Origin of the sequence: Amycolatopsis thailandensis (assembly GCF_042723255.1) — a bacterium.
Lineage (GTDB): Bacteria > Actinomycetota > Actinomycetes > Mycobacteriales > Pseudonocardiaceae > Amycolatopsis > Amycolatopsis thailandensis.
Genome location: NZ_JBHXJK010000016.1, coordinates 1 through 16,060, shown reverse-complemented (window position 1 = coordinate 16,060; position 16,060 = coordinate 1). Strand labels below are relative to the sequence as shown.

Here is a 16,060-nt window from a genome sequence, read left to right as displayed (position 1 = left end):
GCATGAGCGGTACGTCACCTCCTATTCGATTGGACTTTCCGTCCAGCGCTTATACAGTCAGTCTCGTGACCAACGAGCATCCGTATCCTCCGGCCTTCCGCAGCGGCGACCTGGTTTCCGTGTCCGGACGGCTCGGCGTGACCGAGACCGGGGAACTGGTCCCCGGCGGCTTCGACGCCGAATGCCCGCGCGCCTTCGCCAACCTCGACAGCGCGCTGCTTTCGGTGGGCGCCGGCCGGGCCGACGTGGTGAAGGTCGTCGTGTACCTGACCGACATCGCCGATCGCGACGGCCTCAACCGTGTGTACGAAGAGTTCTTCGCCGAGCCCCGGCCCGCTCGCACCTGCGTCGGAGTCGCGTCGCTCCCCTACGGCGGCGCCGTCGAAGTCGAGGCCCTCGCCCGGGTACGCGATGTCTGAGCAGGACGCGATCCTCGACGCGCTCGCCCCGGTGGCCGACGGCATCGCGGCGACGCTCGGCTCGTTCTGCGAGGTCGTGGTGCACGACTTCCGGCGCCCCGAGCAGTCGGTGGTGGCGATCGCCGGCTCGGTCACCGACCGCAGCGTCGGCGGGTCGATGAGCGAGATCGGCATGGGTCTGCTCGCCCGGGGCGACGACGCCGAAGACCAGCTGAACTACGTCACCAGGACGGCGTCCGGGAAGCTGGTGAAGTCCTCGACCATGCTGCTGCGCGACAGCGGCGGCTCGGTGTTCGGCGCCCTGTGCGTGAACCTCGACGTCACCGCGCTCGGCCAGCTCAAGACCCTCGTCGGCGAACTCGCCGACGTCGGCACCACCACCGAGACACCGACGACGACCTTCGGCGACGACGTGGACGCCGTCGTGGACGCGATCGTCGACGAACACCAGCTCCGGCTGAACAAACCCTGGACCGCGCTCAGCCGCGAAGAACGACTCGACCTGTTCCGCAGCCTGCACGCGCGCGGCGTCTTCGCCGTACGCCGGGCCGTGCCCCAGGTCGCGGCCCGGATCGGGATCTCCCGGGCCTCCGCTTACAACTATCTCGCCGAAATCCGTGATCAAGGAGCATCATGACCGCCCCCGTGACCATCGACGACATCCGCGACGCCGCCGCCCGCCTGGCCGGTGTCGCGCACCGGACCCCGGTCGTGCGTTCCCGTACCCTCGACGACCTCGTCGGCGCCGAGGTCTTCATCAAGTGCGAGAACCTCCAGCGCGTCGGGGCTTTCAAGTTCCGTGGCGCGTACAACGCCGCCTCCCGGCTCACGCCGGAGCAGCTGGCGAAGGGCATCGCCGCCTACTCCTCGGGCAACCACGCGCAGGCCGTCGCGCTGGCCGCGCGGGAACTCGGGAGCAGCGCGGTCATCCTGATCCCGGAGGACACCCCGCAGTCCAAAAAGGACGCCACCGCGGGGTACGGCGCCGAGATCGTCACCTACGACCGGTACACCGGTGACCGCGTCGCGATCGGCGAGGCGCTGGCGGCCGACCGGGGTCTCGCGCTCATCCCGCCGTACGAGCACCCGCACGTGATCGCCGGACAGGGCACCGCGGCGCTGGAACTGCTGGAGGACACCGACTCCCTGGACACTCTCGTCGTCCCGGTCGGCGGCGGTGGCCTGATCGCGGGTAGCTCGACCGCCGCGAAGGCCGTACGGCCCGGCATCCGGGTCGTCGGTGTCGAACCCGCCGAAGGTGACGACACCAAGCGCTCGCTGGAAGCGGGCGAACGCGTGTCGATCCCGGTCCCGCGGACGATCGCCGACGGCCAGGCGGCCTCGATCCCCGGCGAGCTGACGTTCTCGATCAACCAGCGGCTCGTCGACGACATCGCGCTGGTCACCGACGACCAGGTCCGGGACGCGATGCGGTTCGCGTTCGAGCGGCTGAAGCTCGTCATGGAGCCCAGCGGGGCGACCGGTCTCGCGGCGCTGCTCAGCAAGCAGATCCCCGTTTCGGGCCGGGTCGGGGTGATCATCAGCGGCGGGAACGTCAGCCCGGAACGCTTCGCCGAACTGATCGCCCCCTGACCTGACGCATTTCGTCCTCTGAACGCGGTAGTCCGTGAAGGACTCCTTGAGGGACTCTGGGTCCCTCAAGGAGTCCTTCACGGACTTGGGTCAGAGGCCGAGGCCGCCCGCCAGCACCGGCCACGAGTTCCGCAGCGCCCGTTGCCAGTAGGGCCAGCTGTGCGTGCCGTCGCCGTAGTAGTCGACGGTCACCGGAATCCCCTTGGCCTTCAACCGATCCGTGAAACTCACCGACGAAGCCAGCGCCTCGGGCTCGAAGAAGTCGGACTGGCCCGGCGGGTCGAGCGGGCCGGTCTTCCCGTTCCCGCAGGAGATGTAGAGCGTCGTGCCGCGCAGGTCGTCGACGTGGTCGAACGGGTTGTTGGCCGACCAGATCGGCCGCATCCCCCAACTGTCGCCCCAGAGTTCCAGGTAGTTGAAGATCCCCGCGCGGGCCAGGATCCCCTGGATGAACAGCGGGGCTCCCTGGTTGAGCGTGTTCGGCACGCCGCTGTAGGACGCCGCCGCGGTGAACATCCCCTTGTGCTTGTACGAATACGCGAGCGCGCCGTAGCCGCCGATCGACAGTCCGGCGATCGCGCGGCGCGTGCCGGCCCGGTAGCCGCGTTCGACGATCTGCCGGACCTCCAGGGTGTGGAAGGTGTCCCAGTCCGGAGTGCTCTTGAGGCCGAAGTTCCACCACTTGGTGTACATCCCGGCGGGGCCGCCGGTCGGCATGACGACGAGGGCGTCCTTGTCCGCGGTGAACGCCTTCACGTCGGTGAACTGGTCCCACGAGCGGTAGTCCACCGGTTCGCAGCAGCCGTGCAGCAGGTACAACGTGGGCCAGGTCCGCGCGGGTTGCGCGGCCCAGCCGGTCGGGACCAGCAGGCGGACCATGCCGGTGGTGCCGAGCGCGGGCGAGCTGATCTTGAGGTCGACGGTACGCGCGTCGAGCCAGGTCTCCTCGACGACTTTCGCGCCGTTGTCGGCGGTGACCTGTACGGGCGCGGCGACCGCGGGGATCGAGCTTCCGAGCAGGGCGACCATCGACAACATCAGCGGACCCCACCACCGCCTTCGGTTCATCACTTCTCCTCGCTCACAAAGGGATGTTTCCGTGCTTCTTGGCCGGGAGGGTCTGCCGTTTGGTCCGCAGCGCCCACAGGGCCCTCGCCACGTGCAGGCGCGTCTGCGACGGTGCGATGACCTGGTCGACGTAGCCGCGTTCCGCCGCCAGGTAAGGGTTCGAGTGCCGTTCGCGGTACGCCTCGGTGAGACGTCTCCGTTCGGCCGACCGCTGTTCCGGCGGCAGCCCGGCCAGTTCGCGCCGGTGCAGCACCCGCACCGCGCCCTCCGCGCCCATGACCGCGATCTCCGCGGTGGGCCACGCCAGGTTGACGTCGGCGCCGAGATGCTTCGACCCCATCACCGCGTACCCGCCGCCGTAGGCCTTGCGGATCACCACGGTCACCTTCGGCACGGTCGCCTCGGCGTAGGCGTAGATCAGTTTCGCCCCGCGCCGGATGATCCCGTGCCGTTCCTGGGCTTCCCCGGGCAGATAGCCGGGAACGTCGGCGAGGGTGAGGATCGGGATCCCGAAGGCGTCGCAGAACCGCACGAACCGCGCGGCCTTCTCCGAGGCGTCGATGTCGATCACACCGGCCTGATGCCGCGGCTGGTTGGCCACGACGCCGACCGTCCTGCCCCGCACCCGGCCGAACGCGCAGATCATGTTCGGCGCGAAGGCGCCGTGCACCTCGGTGAACTCGCCGTCGTCGACGAGGCGGACGATCACCTCGGTCATGTCGTAGGCCTGGTTCAGCGAATCGGGCACCAGGCGGTCGAGTTCGAGATCGGCGGCGGTGAGGTCGGGAGCGGTGTCGTCGGCGTACTCCGGGACGACGTCGAGGTTGTTGGACGGCAGGTAGCCGAGCAGCGTCCGCACCCAGTCGATCGCGTCATCCTCGTCGGTGGCCCGGTAGTGCGCGTTCCCGGAGATCTCGGTGTTCACCGCGGCCCCGCCGAGCTGCTGGGCGGTGACCCGCTCGCCGCTGACGGCGTGCACGACGTCCGGCCCGGTGACGAACATGTGCGCGGTCTCGTCGACCATCACCGTGAAGTCCGTGATCGCCGGTGAATAGACCGCGCCGCCCGCGCAAGGGCCCATGATCAGCGAGATCTGCGGGATGACACCGGACGCCAGCGCGTTGCGCCGCCCGAGTTCGGCGTAGTAGGCCAGCGAGACGACGCCTTCCTGGATCCGGGCGCCGCCGGAGTCGTTGATCCCCACCACCGGGCAGCCCAGCGTCATCGCCAGATCCATCACCTTGAGGACCTTCTCGCCGAAGACCTCGCCCATGCTGCCGCCGAACACGGTGAAGTCCTGGGAGAACACGCAGATCTGCCTGCCGTCGACCGTGCCGTGCCCGGTCACCACGCCGTCGCCGTAGGGCCGGTGGGCGTCCATCCCGAACTCCGTGCACCGGTGCCGCGCGAACTGGTCGAGCTCGACGAAGGAGCCCGGGTCCAGCAACAGTTCGACGCGTTCGCGCGCGGTCAGCTTGCCCTTGGCGTGCTGCCGGTCGACGGCTCGTTTCTCGGCGATCCGGACGGCTTCGTCCTGGCGGGCGGCGAGGTCGGCGATGCGGAACGCCGTCGTCGGGGTGAACGGGACGTCGGTCATGGCCGCGCCGCTCTCGGTGCCGCGAGCCGCGCCGCCAGCGCCCCGGCGACCACTTCGACGTGCGGCGGGTCGATCATCGACAGGTGATCACCGGGGACGCGCACGACCTCCAGATCGGCGCAGAAAGCGTCCCAGCCGAGGGCGTCGTCGGTCCGGAGATAGCGCGGGTCGAGCGTGGTCGTCAGCGGATGTGGTTCCTGCGCCCGCAGCAACAGCACCGGCCCGGCGTAGGGTTCCGGGGCGTAGCGTTCGGCCACCCGCGCGTCCACATAGGACTCGTACTGGTGCCGCAGCACCCCTTGGCCCATCCCGGGCACTCGCGCGGCCAGCTCGCCGATCACCAGCCGGATCTGTTCGTCGTCACCGAGCCGGAGGAGGTCCTCGCGCGGGATCTCCAGGGGAACGCCGTAAGTCCGCTCGACGTGTTCGGCGAATCGGGCGAAGCGGTCCAGCAGGATCTCCTGCGCCGGAATCCCGGGCGCGGGCAACGGCAGGATGCTGTCGATCATGACCACGAGGTCGACCCGCTCCCCCGCCGCCGTCAGCCGCCGGGCCGTCTCGTAGGCGAGGCAGCCGCCGAACGACCAGCCGCCCAGCCGGTACGGCCCGTGTGGCTGGATTTCCCGGATCAGCTCCAGGTAGCACTCGGCCTTGCCCTCGACGGTGTTCTCTTCGTCGATCCGTTCGAGCCCGTAAACAGACCTGCCCTCGGGCAGCAGGCGGACGAGTCCGTCGTAGACGCTCGTCGGGCCACCCGCCGGATGGAACAGGAACAGCGGATCCGCGCCGCCCTCGCGCAACGGCCGGACCGGGCAGCCCCCGCGACCCTCGATCCGGTCGCGCAGCAGGTCGGCCACCGCGGCGATGGTCGGTGTGGCGAAGAGCCGATCGGGGACGGCTCCGAGCTCCCCGGCGAACACGGCGCGCAGCCGATCGGCTGCTTCGGCGTCGCCACCCACCGCGAAGAAGTCGTCGTGGACACCGGGCTCGGCGCCGCCCAGTTCCGCCTGCCAATGCCGGGCGACCCAGCGTTCGGCCGGGTCCCGGGGCCCGACCGCCGCACCCGGGCCGGCCGGCCGCGCGCCTGTCTCGCCGAATCCTGCCTGGTCGGCGAGATGGTCGGCGAGTTCGGCGAGGCTGGCTCCGCGCAGAAGCAGCGGAATCGGCAACGGCAGGCCGAAATCGCGTTCCACGACGCCTTTGGCGCGCATGGCGGTGAGCGAGTCCAGGCCGAGCCGGGTGAGTGACGTGTGCCTGTCGATCCCGTCCGCGGCGAGGCCGAGCATCCCGGCGACGAGCCCGGCCAGGTAGTCGGCCAGCATCTCGCGGGCGGCTTCCGGCAGGACCGCCCGCAGCGCCTCCAGTCCGTCCCATGTGGACGGTCCGGTGTCCGGTTCTTCCTTCGGCACCAAGATCTCGAAGAACGGCCGTGCGGCCAGTCCCGGGAACAGGGCCAGCACGGTTCCGGCGTCGACGCGGGCGATCCCGGTCGCCGCCCGGTCACGCGCCAGCACGGCATCCATCGCCGCCAGGGCCTCCTCCGTACCGAGCGGTTCGAGCACCGGGTTGCGGTTGCCGACAGCCGCTCCGGCCTCGCCCCAGGCTCCCCAGCCGATGGTCGCCGCGGGCAGGCCGGCGGCCCGGCGCCACGCGACGAGCGCGTCCACCCAGGCGTTCGCGGTGGCGTAGGCGGTCTGCCCCGGCGATCCGAACATCGCGGCCGCCGACGAGTACGTCAGCCACCAGTCGAGGTCGTGTCCGGCCGTCGCCTCGTGCAGCCGCCACGCTCCGAGCGCTTTCGCCCGCCAGACGGCTTCGACCGCGCTGATCTCGACGGAGACGGCCGCGCCGTCGGACAGGACACCGGCCGCGTGCAGCACGCCACGCAACGGCATCCCGCCGTCCGTGGCGGCCGCGACCAGTTCCTCGGCCGTTCCCGGATCGGCGATGTCGCCCGCGATCACCCGGACGTCGGCGCCCAGCTCACGCAGATCCGCCAGCATCGGTTCGACCTCGGAGCTCGCGCCACGACGACCGGAGAGGACGAGCCTGGTCGCGCCGCGTTTCGCGAGCCAGTCCGCCGCGACCAGACCGAGTCCGCCCAGGCCGCCGGTGATGACGTACGCGCCTTCGCGCACCACGGGTTTGTCGCCGGGGCCGCCGAGTTCCGGGCGGTCCAGGACCCGCGTGTACCGGACGCCTTCGCGCCACGCGATCTCGTCGTCCGGCGCCTCCGCGCGGATCTCGGCGACCAGCCTGCCCGCCCACAGCCGGGCGGGGACCTGCTCGGCGTCGAAGTCGACCTGACTCGCCCGCAGCTCGGGGTGTTCGAAGGCGAGCACCCGGACCAAGCCGCGCAGCCACGCCTGGCCGGGATCACCGCACTCGCCGGCTTCGATCGCCGAGGCGCCGGCGCTGACCAGCCACAACCGCGGCGGGGTCGGCGCTCCGGCCAGCTCGGCGACCACCCCGGAGAGCGCGGCGACCGTCCGCGGGGCCACCAGCGGATCCGACGGCGGGACACAGACGAGCACCCCCGCCACTTCCCGGGACCCCACGAGCTCCGCCAACGCGGCGCGATCTCCGAGCGGCGCGGTCGCCATCTCGTCCCCGGACTCGGTGAGCAGATCACGCAACGCCGTCAGCCAAGGCACGCCCTCGTGCAGGACGGCCCAGTGGCGTGCGCCCGGTTTCCCCGCCGGGAGGTCGGTCTGCCGCCAGACCGTTTCGAACAGCAGGTCCGTCATCGGCACCGGCAGGGCCGATCGCTGGAACCGGCGGCAGTAGACCTCGCGGAACTCGACCAGGACGACGTCGTCGGCGTCGACCAGCTGGACGCCGCCGACCAGGCCGTCACCGGCCGGGTCGAGGGAGTCGAGCACGGCGTCCACCCGGACGCCCCGGCCCGGGTCGCCCGCGAGGACGACCTCGCCCAAGGTCAGCGGCAGGAAGACTCCCTCGGCTTCGCGCAGCGCGTCCCCGGCGGCCGCGGCCAGCGCGTGCAGGCAAGCGTCCGCGATCACCGGGTGCAGGACATAGGCCGGATGGTCGACGGGCAAGGTGATCGACGCCGACGCCCGGCCAGGCTCCGCGAAGACACCGCTCAGCCCGCGGAAAGCGGGACCGTAGCTCTGTCCCATCCCGGCCAGCGTCCGGTAGAGATCGAGAGGCCGGGCGTCCTCGGTGACAGCGCCGAACGGCACCACCGACGTCTCCCCGTCGCGGACGCGGGCCGTGGCGTGCCGGATCCAGCCGCCGCCCGCGGATCGCGCGTAGACGTCCACTTCGGACGGTCCGGAACCGGTGCTCAGGCTGGTCGTCACCTCGGTGTGCGCGGCGAGCGGCAGCACCCGGTGCAGTTCGAGCCCGCCGACGCGCAGTTGCCCACCGGGCCGCAGGACCGCCTTGGCCGCCGCGAGCGCCAGTTCGAGGAACCCGGCGGCCGGGAACAACGCGACCCCCATCGCCGCGTGATCGGCGAGCCAGGGCAGCACCTCCGTCCCGACGTCCGCGTTCCACAGGTGCCCGCCACCGGTCGGCTGTTCGATGTGGACGCCCAGCAACGGGTGCGTGCCACCGGATCCGGGCCGGGCGGCCGGGCGCCGCGGCCAGAACCGTTCATGCCGCCAGCGCGGGCCGGGCAGCTCGACCGGGACCGGACGAGGACCCCGGGCGTCGAGCACGCCCGGCACGCCGAGGGTGTACAGCCGGGCGAGTGTGGTCAGGAAGGCCGTCCGTTCGTCGATCTTGCGGCTCGCCGAGGGCAGCGCGAGCGCCCCGGTGCTCTGCTCGATCGCGGCGAGCGCCACCGGATGCGGGGAGATCTCGACGAACACGCCGTACCCGTCGGCGGTCGCCGCCGCCAGCGCCTGGCTGAACCGGACCGGACGGCGCAGGTTCGCCGCCCAGTACTCGACATCGAACGTCGGCGACCACAGTGGATCGTCGAGAACGCTGCTGTAGCAAGGAATCTCGGCCGGTCGCGGCGCGAGTCCGTCGAGCTCGGCACGGAACCGGTCGAGGACGGCGTCGACGGCCTCCGAATGCCCGGCACCCCCGACCGGCAGGCGTCTCGCCAGTCTGCCGAGGCTTTCGACGTGCGAGACCAGGGCCTCGACCTGTTCGGCGTCGCCGCTGACGGTGCACTGGACCGGCGAGGCGTAGACCGCGACGGTGATGCCGGGGAACTCCGCTTCCAGCTCGGCCAGTTCGGCCGGGGAAAGCTCGACCACCGCCATCGCGCCGACGCCGCTCGCGTCGACCTCGGAGAGCAACCGGGCCCGCGTGGTCATCACGCGCAGGCCGTCGGCGACGTCCAGCGCCCCCGCGATCACGGCGGCCGCGACTTCGCCCATCGAATGCCCGAGCACCGCGTCCGGGACGACGCCGTGCGCGCGCCAGAGTCCCGCGAGGGCGAGCTGCATGCCGAACAGCGCGAGTTGCGTCGCGCCGAGATCCGGCAGGTCACGCTCGCCGGCGAGCACCGAGCGCAGGGAGAACCCGGCTTTCTCGCGGAACACCGGTTCGAGTGCCTCCACCTCGGCGCGGAACGCGGGCTCGGTCCGCAGCAGGAGACGGCCCATGCCGGGCCACTGCGAGCCGTAGCCGGAGAAGACGAACACGAGGTCGGGCACGGGCCCGGCTTCGGCGGCGGTCATTTCGCGCAGCGCGGCGGCGAGCCGGTCACGGTCCTGGGCGACGACCGCCCCGCGGATGGGCAGGTGGTCCCGCCCTCGCGCCAGCGTCGCGGCGACGACGTCCAGCGGTACCTCACGGTGGTCTTCGAGCCAGGCCGCCAGGTCGGCGGCCCTTGTCCGGAGCACCTCGGGCGACCGTGCCGACAGCGCGAACACCCGCGGGCCTTCGGTTTCCTTCCCACGGGTGGGGAACGACGCGGCGGGCCACTCTTCGAGGACGACGTGGGCGTTGGTGCCGCCGAAGCCGAACGCGGAGACCCCGGCGCGGGCGACACCGGAGTAGCGGGGCCAGTCCGCCCCGGTGCCGACCACACGGAGACCGAGTCCGGTGAAGTCGATGTGCGGACTGGGTTCCCGGTAGTGCGGGGTCGGCGGCAGCCGCCGGTGGACCATCGCGAGGACGACCTTGATCAGCCCGGCGATCCCCGCCGCGCCTTCGAGATGGCCCAGGTTCCCCTTGACCGAGCCGATCAGGAGCGGGCGGGCGGCTTCACGTCCGGTTCCGAGTACCTCGCCGAGCGAGCCGGCCTCGATGGGGTCCCCCAGCGCGGTGCCGGTCCCGTGCGCCTCCACGTAGTCCACAGAGGACGGTTCGACCCCCGCCGCCGCGTACGCCTCCCGCAACAGGGCGGCCTGCGCACGGGGACTGGGCGCGACGAGACCGTTGGACCGGCCGTCGGAGTTCACCGCGCTGCCGCGGATCACCGCGAGCACCCGGTCCCCCGCGCGACGGGCGGCCTTCAGCGGTTTGAGCACGACGACACCACAGCCCTCGCCTCGGGCGATGCCGTCGGCGGCGGCGTCGAACGGTTTGCAGTGACCGTCCGGGGCCAGCACTCCGGCCCGCCGGAAGGTGGCGGTGACGGCGGGGGTGAGCAGCAGGTTCACCCCCGCGACGAGCGCCGTCCCGCATTCACCGCGGCGCAGGCTCTGCACCGCCTGGTGCACCGCCACCAGCGACGACGAACAGGCCGTGTCGAGGGTGAGACTGGGCCCGCGCAGGTCGAACAGGTACGAGAGCCGGTTGGCGGCGATGCTCGTCGCGGCGCCGGTGGCGGACCAGACGTCGACGGCGGCGGGATCGGTCATGGTCAGGTGGCCGTACTCGCCCGCCGAGAGCCCGACGAAGACCCCGGTGCGGCTTCCTCGCAGCGTCGACGGCGGGATCCCGGCGTGTTCCAGTGCCGCCCAGGTGACTTCGAGCAGCATCCGCTGCTGGGGATCCATCGCTTCGGCCTCGCCCGGGACGATGCCGAAGAAGTCGGCGTCGAACCCGGCGATGTCGTCGAGGAAACCACCGCGGCCGAAGTCTTCCTCCCAGCGCCCTTCGGGAATGTCGCGGATGCCGTCGCGGCCGACGTCCAGGAAGCGCCAGTACTGCTCCGGCGACTCGGTACCGCCGGGCAGGCGGCAGCCGATGCCGACGATCGCGATCGGTTCCTCTTCCCGGGCCTCACCGGTAGCGGCCACCGGTGGCTCCACTGTGGACAGATAGTCGGCGAGGGCGGCGATCGTCGGATGTTCCCAGACCAGGGTCGGCGCCAGCGGACGGCCGAGGTACCGGCCGAGGTCCGCGGCCAGCTCCATCGACTCGCGCGACGAAAGCCCGCTTTCGTGCAATGGCCGGTCCGGGTCCGCGGGCAGCCCCGTGCGGTCCGCCACCCACGCGATGAGCCAGACCCGGATCCCCGCGGTCATCCGAGCCGCCGCGCGGTCAGCACACCGTCCACATAGGATTTCCGGCACAGGGCACGGCTGATCTTCCCGCTGGAGGTGCGCGGCACTTCGCCCGGCGCGAGGAAGACGACGTCGTACGGGCGCAGGCCGTGCGCGGTCGAAACCGTCCTGCGGATCTCCGCGGCCGCCACGGCGACGTCGGCCTCGGTCCCCTTGGCCTGTTCCACCACCACGACCGCCGCTTCGCCGTCTTCGCGCTCGATCGCGAAGGCCGCGGCGGAATGCGGGCGGACCGCGGGGTGGGTCTCGACGGTCTGCTCGACGTCCTGCGGATAGTGGTTGCGGCCGTCGACGATGACGAGATCCTTCAGCCTGCCGGTCATGAACAGCTCGCCGTCGTGGCGCACGCCGAGGTCTCCGGTCGCCAGCCAGCCCGCGCCGGAGTCCGGATCGATCGGCGGCAGGCCGAAGACGGCGACGGACTCGCTGGGCAATCCCCAGTAGCCCACGCCGACGTTCGGGCCGTTGACCTGGATCTCCCCTACCCGGCCCGGTTCGACCAGCGCGCCGGTGACCGGGTCGGCGATGCGAACCCGTTGCCCGGCGGGGAAACCGCAGGAGACGAGCGTGGTGGACGCGGCGCCGGGAGCGGCGGGGGCCGCCAGTCCGGCGGCGAGCCGGTCGCGGTCGAAGGTGACCTGCCGGGGCGCCTTGCCCGCCTCGGTGACGGAGACGAGCACCGTGGCCTCGGCCAGCCCGTAGGAGGAGCGATGGACCTCGGGACGCAGCCCGCAGTCCGCGAAGGCGCCGTGGAACTTCGCGATGGTCGCGGGCAGGACCGGCTCGCTGCCGTTGATCAGCGAGACGACCCGGCTCAGTTCGAGGTAGCTCTTCTCTGCTTCGGTCACGCGGGAAGCGCTGTACGCGTAGGCGAAATTGGGTGCCGCGCTGATCGCGCCGGGACTGGCCGAGAGGGCGCGCAGCCAGCGGGACGGGCGTTCGAGGAACGCGAGCGGATCCATCAGGACCGAGGCCACACCGGCGGCCATCGGCGCGCCGATGCCGAGGATCAGGCCCATGTCGTGGAAGAGTGGCAGCCAGCTGACGGTGGACGTCGTCCCGGTCTCGATCGCGTAGGCGTCGCAGGCCTGGCGGGCGTTGGTGAGCGCGTTGCGATGGGTCAGCATCACGCCGGCCGGGGTCCGCGTGGAACCGGACGTGTACTGGAGGTACGCCAGTGCGTCAGGTTCCGGTCGCGGCCAGGAACGTTCACCGGCCGCGACCGAAGCAGAGGTGTCGACGGCGAGCACGGCGGGCCGCTCGATCGCCGTCGAGGCGAGGAAATCGGCGACGGCGTCGATTCCGTCGGTGGTCGTGAGCACGACCCGCGGCGCGCAATCGGCGAGTACCGCGGTCAGCCTGCCCGCGTGTCCGGGGAGGTCCGGGGCGAACAGCGGGACCGCGACCAGCCCGGCCCGGATCGCGCCGAGGAACGCGACGACGTAGTCGGCCGACTGGCGCGCCAGGATCGCCGCCCGCTCCCCCGGGGCGGCGAAGGTGACCAGGCGGGTGGCGAGGGCCTCGACGCGGTCGTCGAGTTCGCGCCAGGACAGGGTGACCGCCCGGCCGTCCGCACCGGCGCGGTGGTCGAGGTAGGTCACCGCGACCTCGTCGCCGAGCCGCCGCGCCCAGTACTCCAACAGGGTCGCGAAAGACTCCCCGGCGGGTGCGCCGTCCTGGCCGCGGGCGGCGACGACCGTTTCCGAAATGGTTTCCATGGCCCCTCGTTTGACGACGTGAGCAGGAGCGGGTGAATGCGGAACGGCGCCGTTGCCGAAAGCGGATTCCATTCCGGAGACCGTTCTTTTCTCTGCCCGGAACTGTATGGATCATCCGCGAAGAGTGTCAATGAAAGGGCCGTGAAACGCTGACGGCGGTGCGGCCGTGCTCACCGGGAAGAGAGAAACAGGGCACCCCGCTTGTCACTTCGGGACGGACTTTGCCCCGCCCGCGGGTTCAGCAACCGGAGCGCGAGGAGCGCGCCGAGGATCTCCAGTCCCGCCGCGGTCAGCAAGCCCGCCGTGTAACCGTCGGCCAGCGCGGACACGGCACCTTCGTCGAGCCGCGCCGTACGCACCACCGCCAGTACGGCCCCGATCAGCGCGACGCCCAGCGCGCTCGACAGCTCCCTGGACGCGGTGAGCAGCCCGGAGGCGGTGCCCGCGTGCCGTTCCGCCACGATTTCCAGCGCGTACGAGGTCAGCGGTGTGGTCAAGGCCGATCCGGCCCCGATCAGCACCAGCCCGGGAATCCTCGGGAGGACCTCCGGGACGTGGTTGACCGCGGCGACCGCCAGCAGGCCCACCGCCACCGTGCCCAGCCCCGTCGCGACGGTCCGATGTGGACCGAACCGCGGCACGGCCCAGGGCACCAGCGGGGTCGCGGCGACGACCGCGATCGCCACCACGACCAGCGGCGACCCGGCGAGGACCGGCCCGAGCCCGAGGGATTCCTGATGCAGCAACGGGGTGAAGAAGAAGACTCCCGAGACTCCCAGCCCCCACAGCAACTGCACGACGAGCGCGCCGGAGAAGACCCGCTGACCGGTCAGTTCGCCGGGTACCAGCCGGTCTCGCGCGCGTCTTTCCCTGAGCACGAACCAGATCGCGAAGCCTATTCCCGCGACCCCGGACATCGCGGGCACCAAGACGTCACCCTCGCCCAGTTCCACGACGGCGGCGGTGACCAGGACCATCCCGGTGGTCGCCACCAGCATCGAGAGCACGGCGGGCCGGCCCGCGGCCGGATCGCGACCCGCGACGGCGACCTTGCGCAACAGAGCCAGCATCGCCGCCACGAACGGGAGATTGACGAAGAAGATCCAGCCCCAGCCCAGGTACTCGCTGAGCACGCCGCCGAGTGTCGGGCCGAGCGCCAGCGCGACCGCGAGGCAGGCTGTCCAGACCGTCGCGCCGACCGCGCGTCTTCGCTCGTCGAGGTTGGTGCGGAGCAGGCTGAGCAGGGCCGGGACCAGGAACGCGGCGGCGGCGCCCTGCAGTACTCGCGCGGAGATGACGAGCCACGCCGTCGTGGCCAGCCCTCCGACGGCCGCTCCGGCGCCGAACGCGAGCAGCCCTGCCCGCAGGGTCGCGGCCTGTCCCCAGCGGTCCACGAGCGTGCCCGCGACCGGCAGGAGCCCGGCGAACGGGAGCATGTACCCGATGCTCACCCATTGCAGCGTGGGCAGATCGAGTGCGAGGTCACGGGCGATGGACGGCGCGCCCGCCGCGACGATCGTGTTGTCGAGCGTGGTGACGAAAGCCCCGAGCGCGATCATGACCAGCGTCGGCCGCATTTTCACTCCTCGCGAGTGGTAATGACGATTCGAACCGTCTTTACCACTCGCGAAACCCGCACTCTCACTCACGTGACAATTTCCGCCGCGCCCGTTGATACTCGTGACAGGAACTCCTTCCGGCGGTTGCCGAATTCCTCACTCGTGTGAGTACATGGCGTGCTCGTACGTCGTCGTGCGGCAAGGAGTAGCCATGACCCGAACGGCCGCACAGCGGCTCTGGTGTTCGCTGCCCGACGAGGTGGCGCGGCGCTTCCGGCCGCATGCCGACCCGCTCGCGCGGCGCATCCTGGAGGAGATCCAGCAGGCGGTCCCCGAGTACGGGAAGCCGCTAGAGGGCGAGTTCGGCCGGGTCATCGTGCGCGCGATCGAACAAGCGGTGGTCAGCTGCATCGACAGCATCGGCGACCTCGGCGCGCCCCCGGACGACTGGGTGCGGCTGTTCGTCGAGGTCGGCAAGCGGGTGCACCGCGACGGCGGAAGCCTGAACACGCTGCAAGCCGCCTACCGCGCGGGCGGCCGCGCGGCGCTGCGTTATGTGGCGAAGTTCGGGCAGGCGCACCGCCTTCCCCCGGCGGTCCTCTGCATCGGCGCGGAGGCGATCTTCGCCTACGTGGACGAGATCTCGTCGCATTCGGTGGAGGGCTACACGCTCGCGCAGGCGACCGCGACCGGCACACTGGAGAGGAGGCGAAGACGGCTGCTCGAACTGCTGCTCGCCACTCCCCCGTCGTCCCCCGCCACTCTCGCGACGATGGCGGAAGCCGCGAAGTGGGAGATGCCGGACAGGGTCTGCGTCGTGGCGCTCGACCCGCGCGCCGAACAACACCGGATCCCCGCGCCGCGCGTCGCCGACGACGTCCTGCTCGATCTGGAAGGCAACGAACCCTGTTTGCTCACCCCGGATCCGGGCCGCGATCTGCGCGATCTCGACGGCAGGCTCCCCGGCTGGCGCGCCGCCGTCGGCCCCCGGGTCCATCCGGCCGACGCCGCGAAGTCGCTGCGGTGGGCTCGGCGCACCCTCGATCTGGTGAGCCGCGGCGTGATCGAAGACCGCGCGGTGATCCGCACTTCGGACCATCTGGCCACCCATTGGCTCCTGCTCGACCGCTTCCTGCTCGACGAGGTTTCGGACAAGGTGCTCGCGCCGTTCTCCGGGTTGACGGTGAAACAGCAGATTCGGCTGGCGGAGACGTTGCTGGCCTGGCTGGAGCACAACGGGAGCACGCCGGACATCGCGCAGGCGCTCGCGATCCACCCGCAGACGGTGCGCTACCGGGTCAGCCAGCTGAGCGACCTGTTCGGGGACAGCCTGGCGGATCCCGCGCGACGCCTCGAACTCCAGATGGCCTTGCGGGCACATCAGTTACTGGGCACCCGGCCGCCGGAAGAGTCCACTTCGGACGATCAGTGAGCGGGGCAGGGTCGGTCGTGAGTGGCGATTCGTCCTGTTGGAAGGCAAGGCAAATATGTCGTGATCGAGTCTCCTGCCGAGCATGGCCTTCGCGGCGCGGACCGACCTGGCCGGGTGAGCCGGTCGCGACCTTGACCGTCCACAAGGGACACTTGTTCCAAGTGTAACGCCCGTTTTGGTCACTTTGCGTGGCTTTGCGAGGGGTCGTGAGTGGCAAAGAGGGTTCTAACCCTCCTTGCC

General features: G+C 71.2%; 9 protein-coding genes. 4 read left to right on the top strand and 5 right to left on the bottom strand.

Going from position 1 to position 16,060, the window contains the following annotated elements; all coding sequences use genetic code 11:
- Positions 1-65: 65 nt before the first annotated feature.
- The 3 genes from ACFWMR_RS08885 to ACFWMR_RS08875 are packed head-to-tail and all read left to right on the top strand — an operon-like array spanning position 66 to position 2,012.
- Positions 66-419 (top strand): RidA family protein, encoded by a 354-nt coding sequence (locus ACFWMR_RS08885; protein ID WP_093933855.1) that lies wholly within the window; start codon positions 66-68, stop codon positions 417-419.
- A complete protein-coding gene (locus ACFWMR_RS08880; RefSeq protein WP_378276268.1) occupies positions 412-1,056 on the top strand; it encodes a helix-turn-helix transcriptional regulator in 645 nt (214 codons plus the stop codon). Before ACFWMR_RS08885 ends, ACFWMR_RS08880 begins: the two co-directional genes overlap by 8 nt.
- Complete coding sequence (locus ACFWMR_RS08875) at positions 1,053-2,012, top strand: pyridoxal-phosphate dependent enzyme (protein WP_378276269.1); 960 nt, start codon at positions 1,053-1,055, stop codon at positions 2,010-2,012. The genes ACFWMR_RS08880 and ACFWMR_RS08875 overlap by 4 nt, the downstream gene beginning before the upstream one ends.
- Positions 2,013-2,102: 90 nt before the next feature.
- On the opposite strand, the gene ACFWMR_RS08870 is transcribed toward ACFWMR_RS08875, so the two are convergent.
- The 5 genes from ACFWMR_RS08870 to ACFWMR_RS08850 form a co-directional block, all read right to left on the bottom strand.
- Complete coding sequence (locus ACFWMR_RS08870; RefSeq protein ID WP_378377990.1) at positions 2,103-3,080, bottom strand: alpha/beta hydrolase; 978 nt, start codon at positions 3,078-3,080, stop codon at positions 2,103-2,105.
- A gap of 13 nt (positions 3,081-3,093) precedes the next feature.
- The gene (locus ACFWMR_RS08865) at positions 3,094-4,677 is read right to left on the bottom strand and encodes an acyl-CoA carboxylase subunit beta (protein WP_093933859.1); all 1,584 of its coding nucleotides are present in this window, start codon (positions 4,675-4,677) and stop codon (positions 3,094-3,096) included.
- The gene (locus ACFWMR_RS08860; RefSeq protein WP_378377989.1) at positions 4,674-11,072 is read right to left on the bottom strand and encodes an SDR family NAD(P)-dependent oxidoreductase; all 6,399 of its coding nucleotides are present in this window, start codon (positions 11,070-11,072) and stop codon (positions 4,674-4,676) included. Before ACFWMR_RS08860 ends, ACFWMR_RS08865 begins: the two co-directional genes overlap by 4 nt.
- Entirely contained in the window at positions 11,069-12,829 is a 1,761-nt protein-coding gene (locus ACFWMR_RS08855) for a fatty acyl-AMP ligase (RefSeq protein WP_378377988.1), read from the bottom strand. The genes ACFWMR_RS08860 and ACFWMR_RS08855 overlap by 4 nt, the downstream gene beginning before the upstream one ends.
- 170 nt (positions 12,830-12,999) lie before the next feature.
- Entirely contained in the window at positions 13,000-14,406 is a 1,407-nt protein-coding gene (locus ACFWMR_RS08850) for an MFS transporter (RefSeq protein ID WP_378377987.1), read from the bottom strand.
- 193 nt (positions 14,407-14,599) lie between these two features.
- On the opposite strand from ACFWMR_RS08850, the gene ACFWMR_RS08845 reads away from it, so the two are divergent.
- Positions 14,600-15,820: a helix-turn-helix domain-containing protein gene (locus ACFWMR_RS08845; protein WP_167406085.1), complete on the top strand. Its 1,221-nt coding sequence runs from the start codon at positions 14,600-14,602 to the stop codon at positions 15,818-15,820.
- The last annotated feature ends 240 nt before the right edge of the window (positions 15,821-16,060 follow it).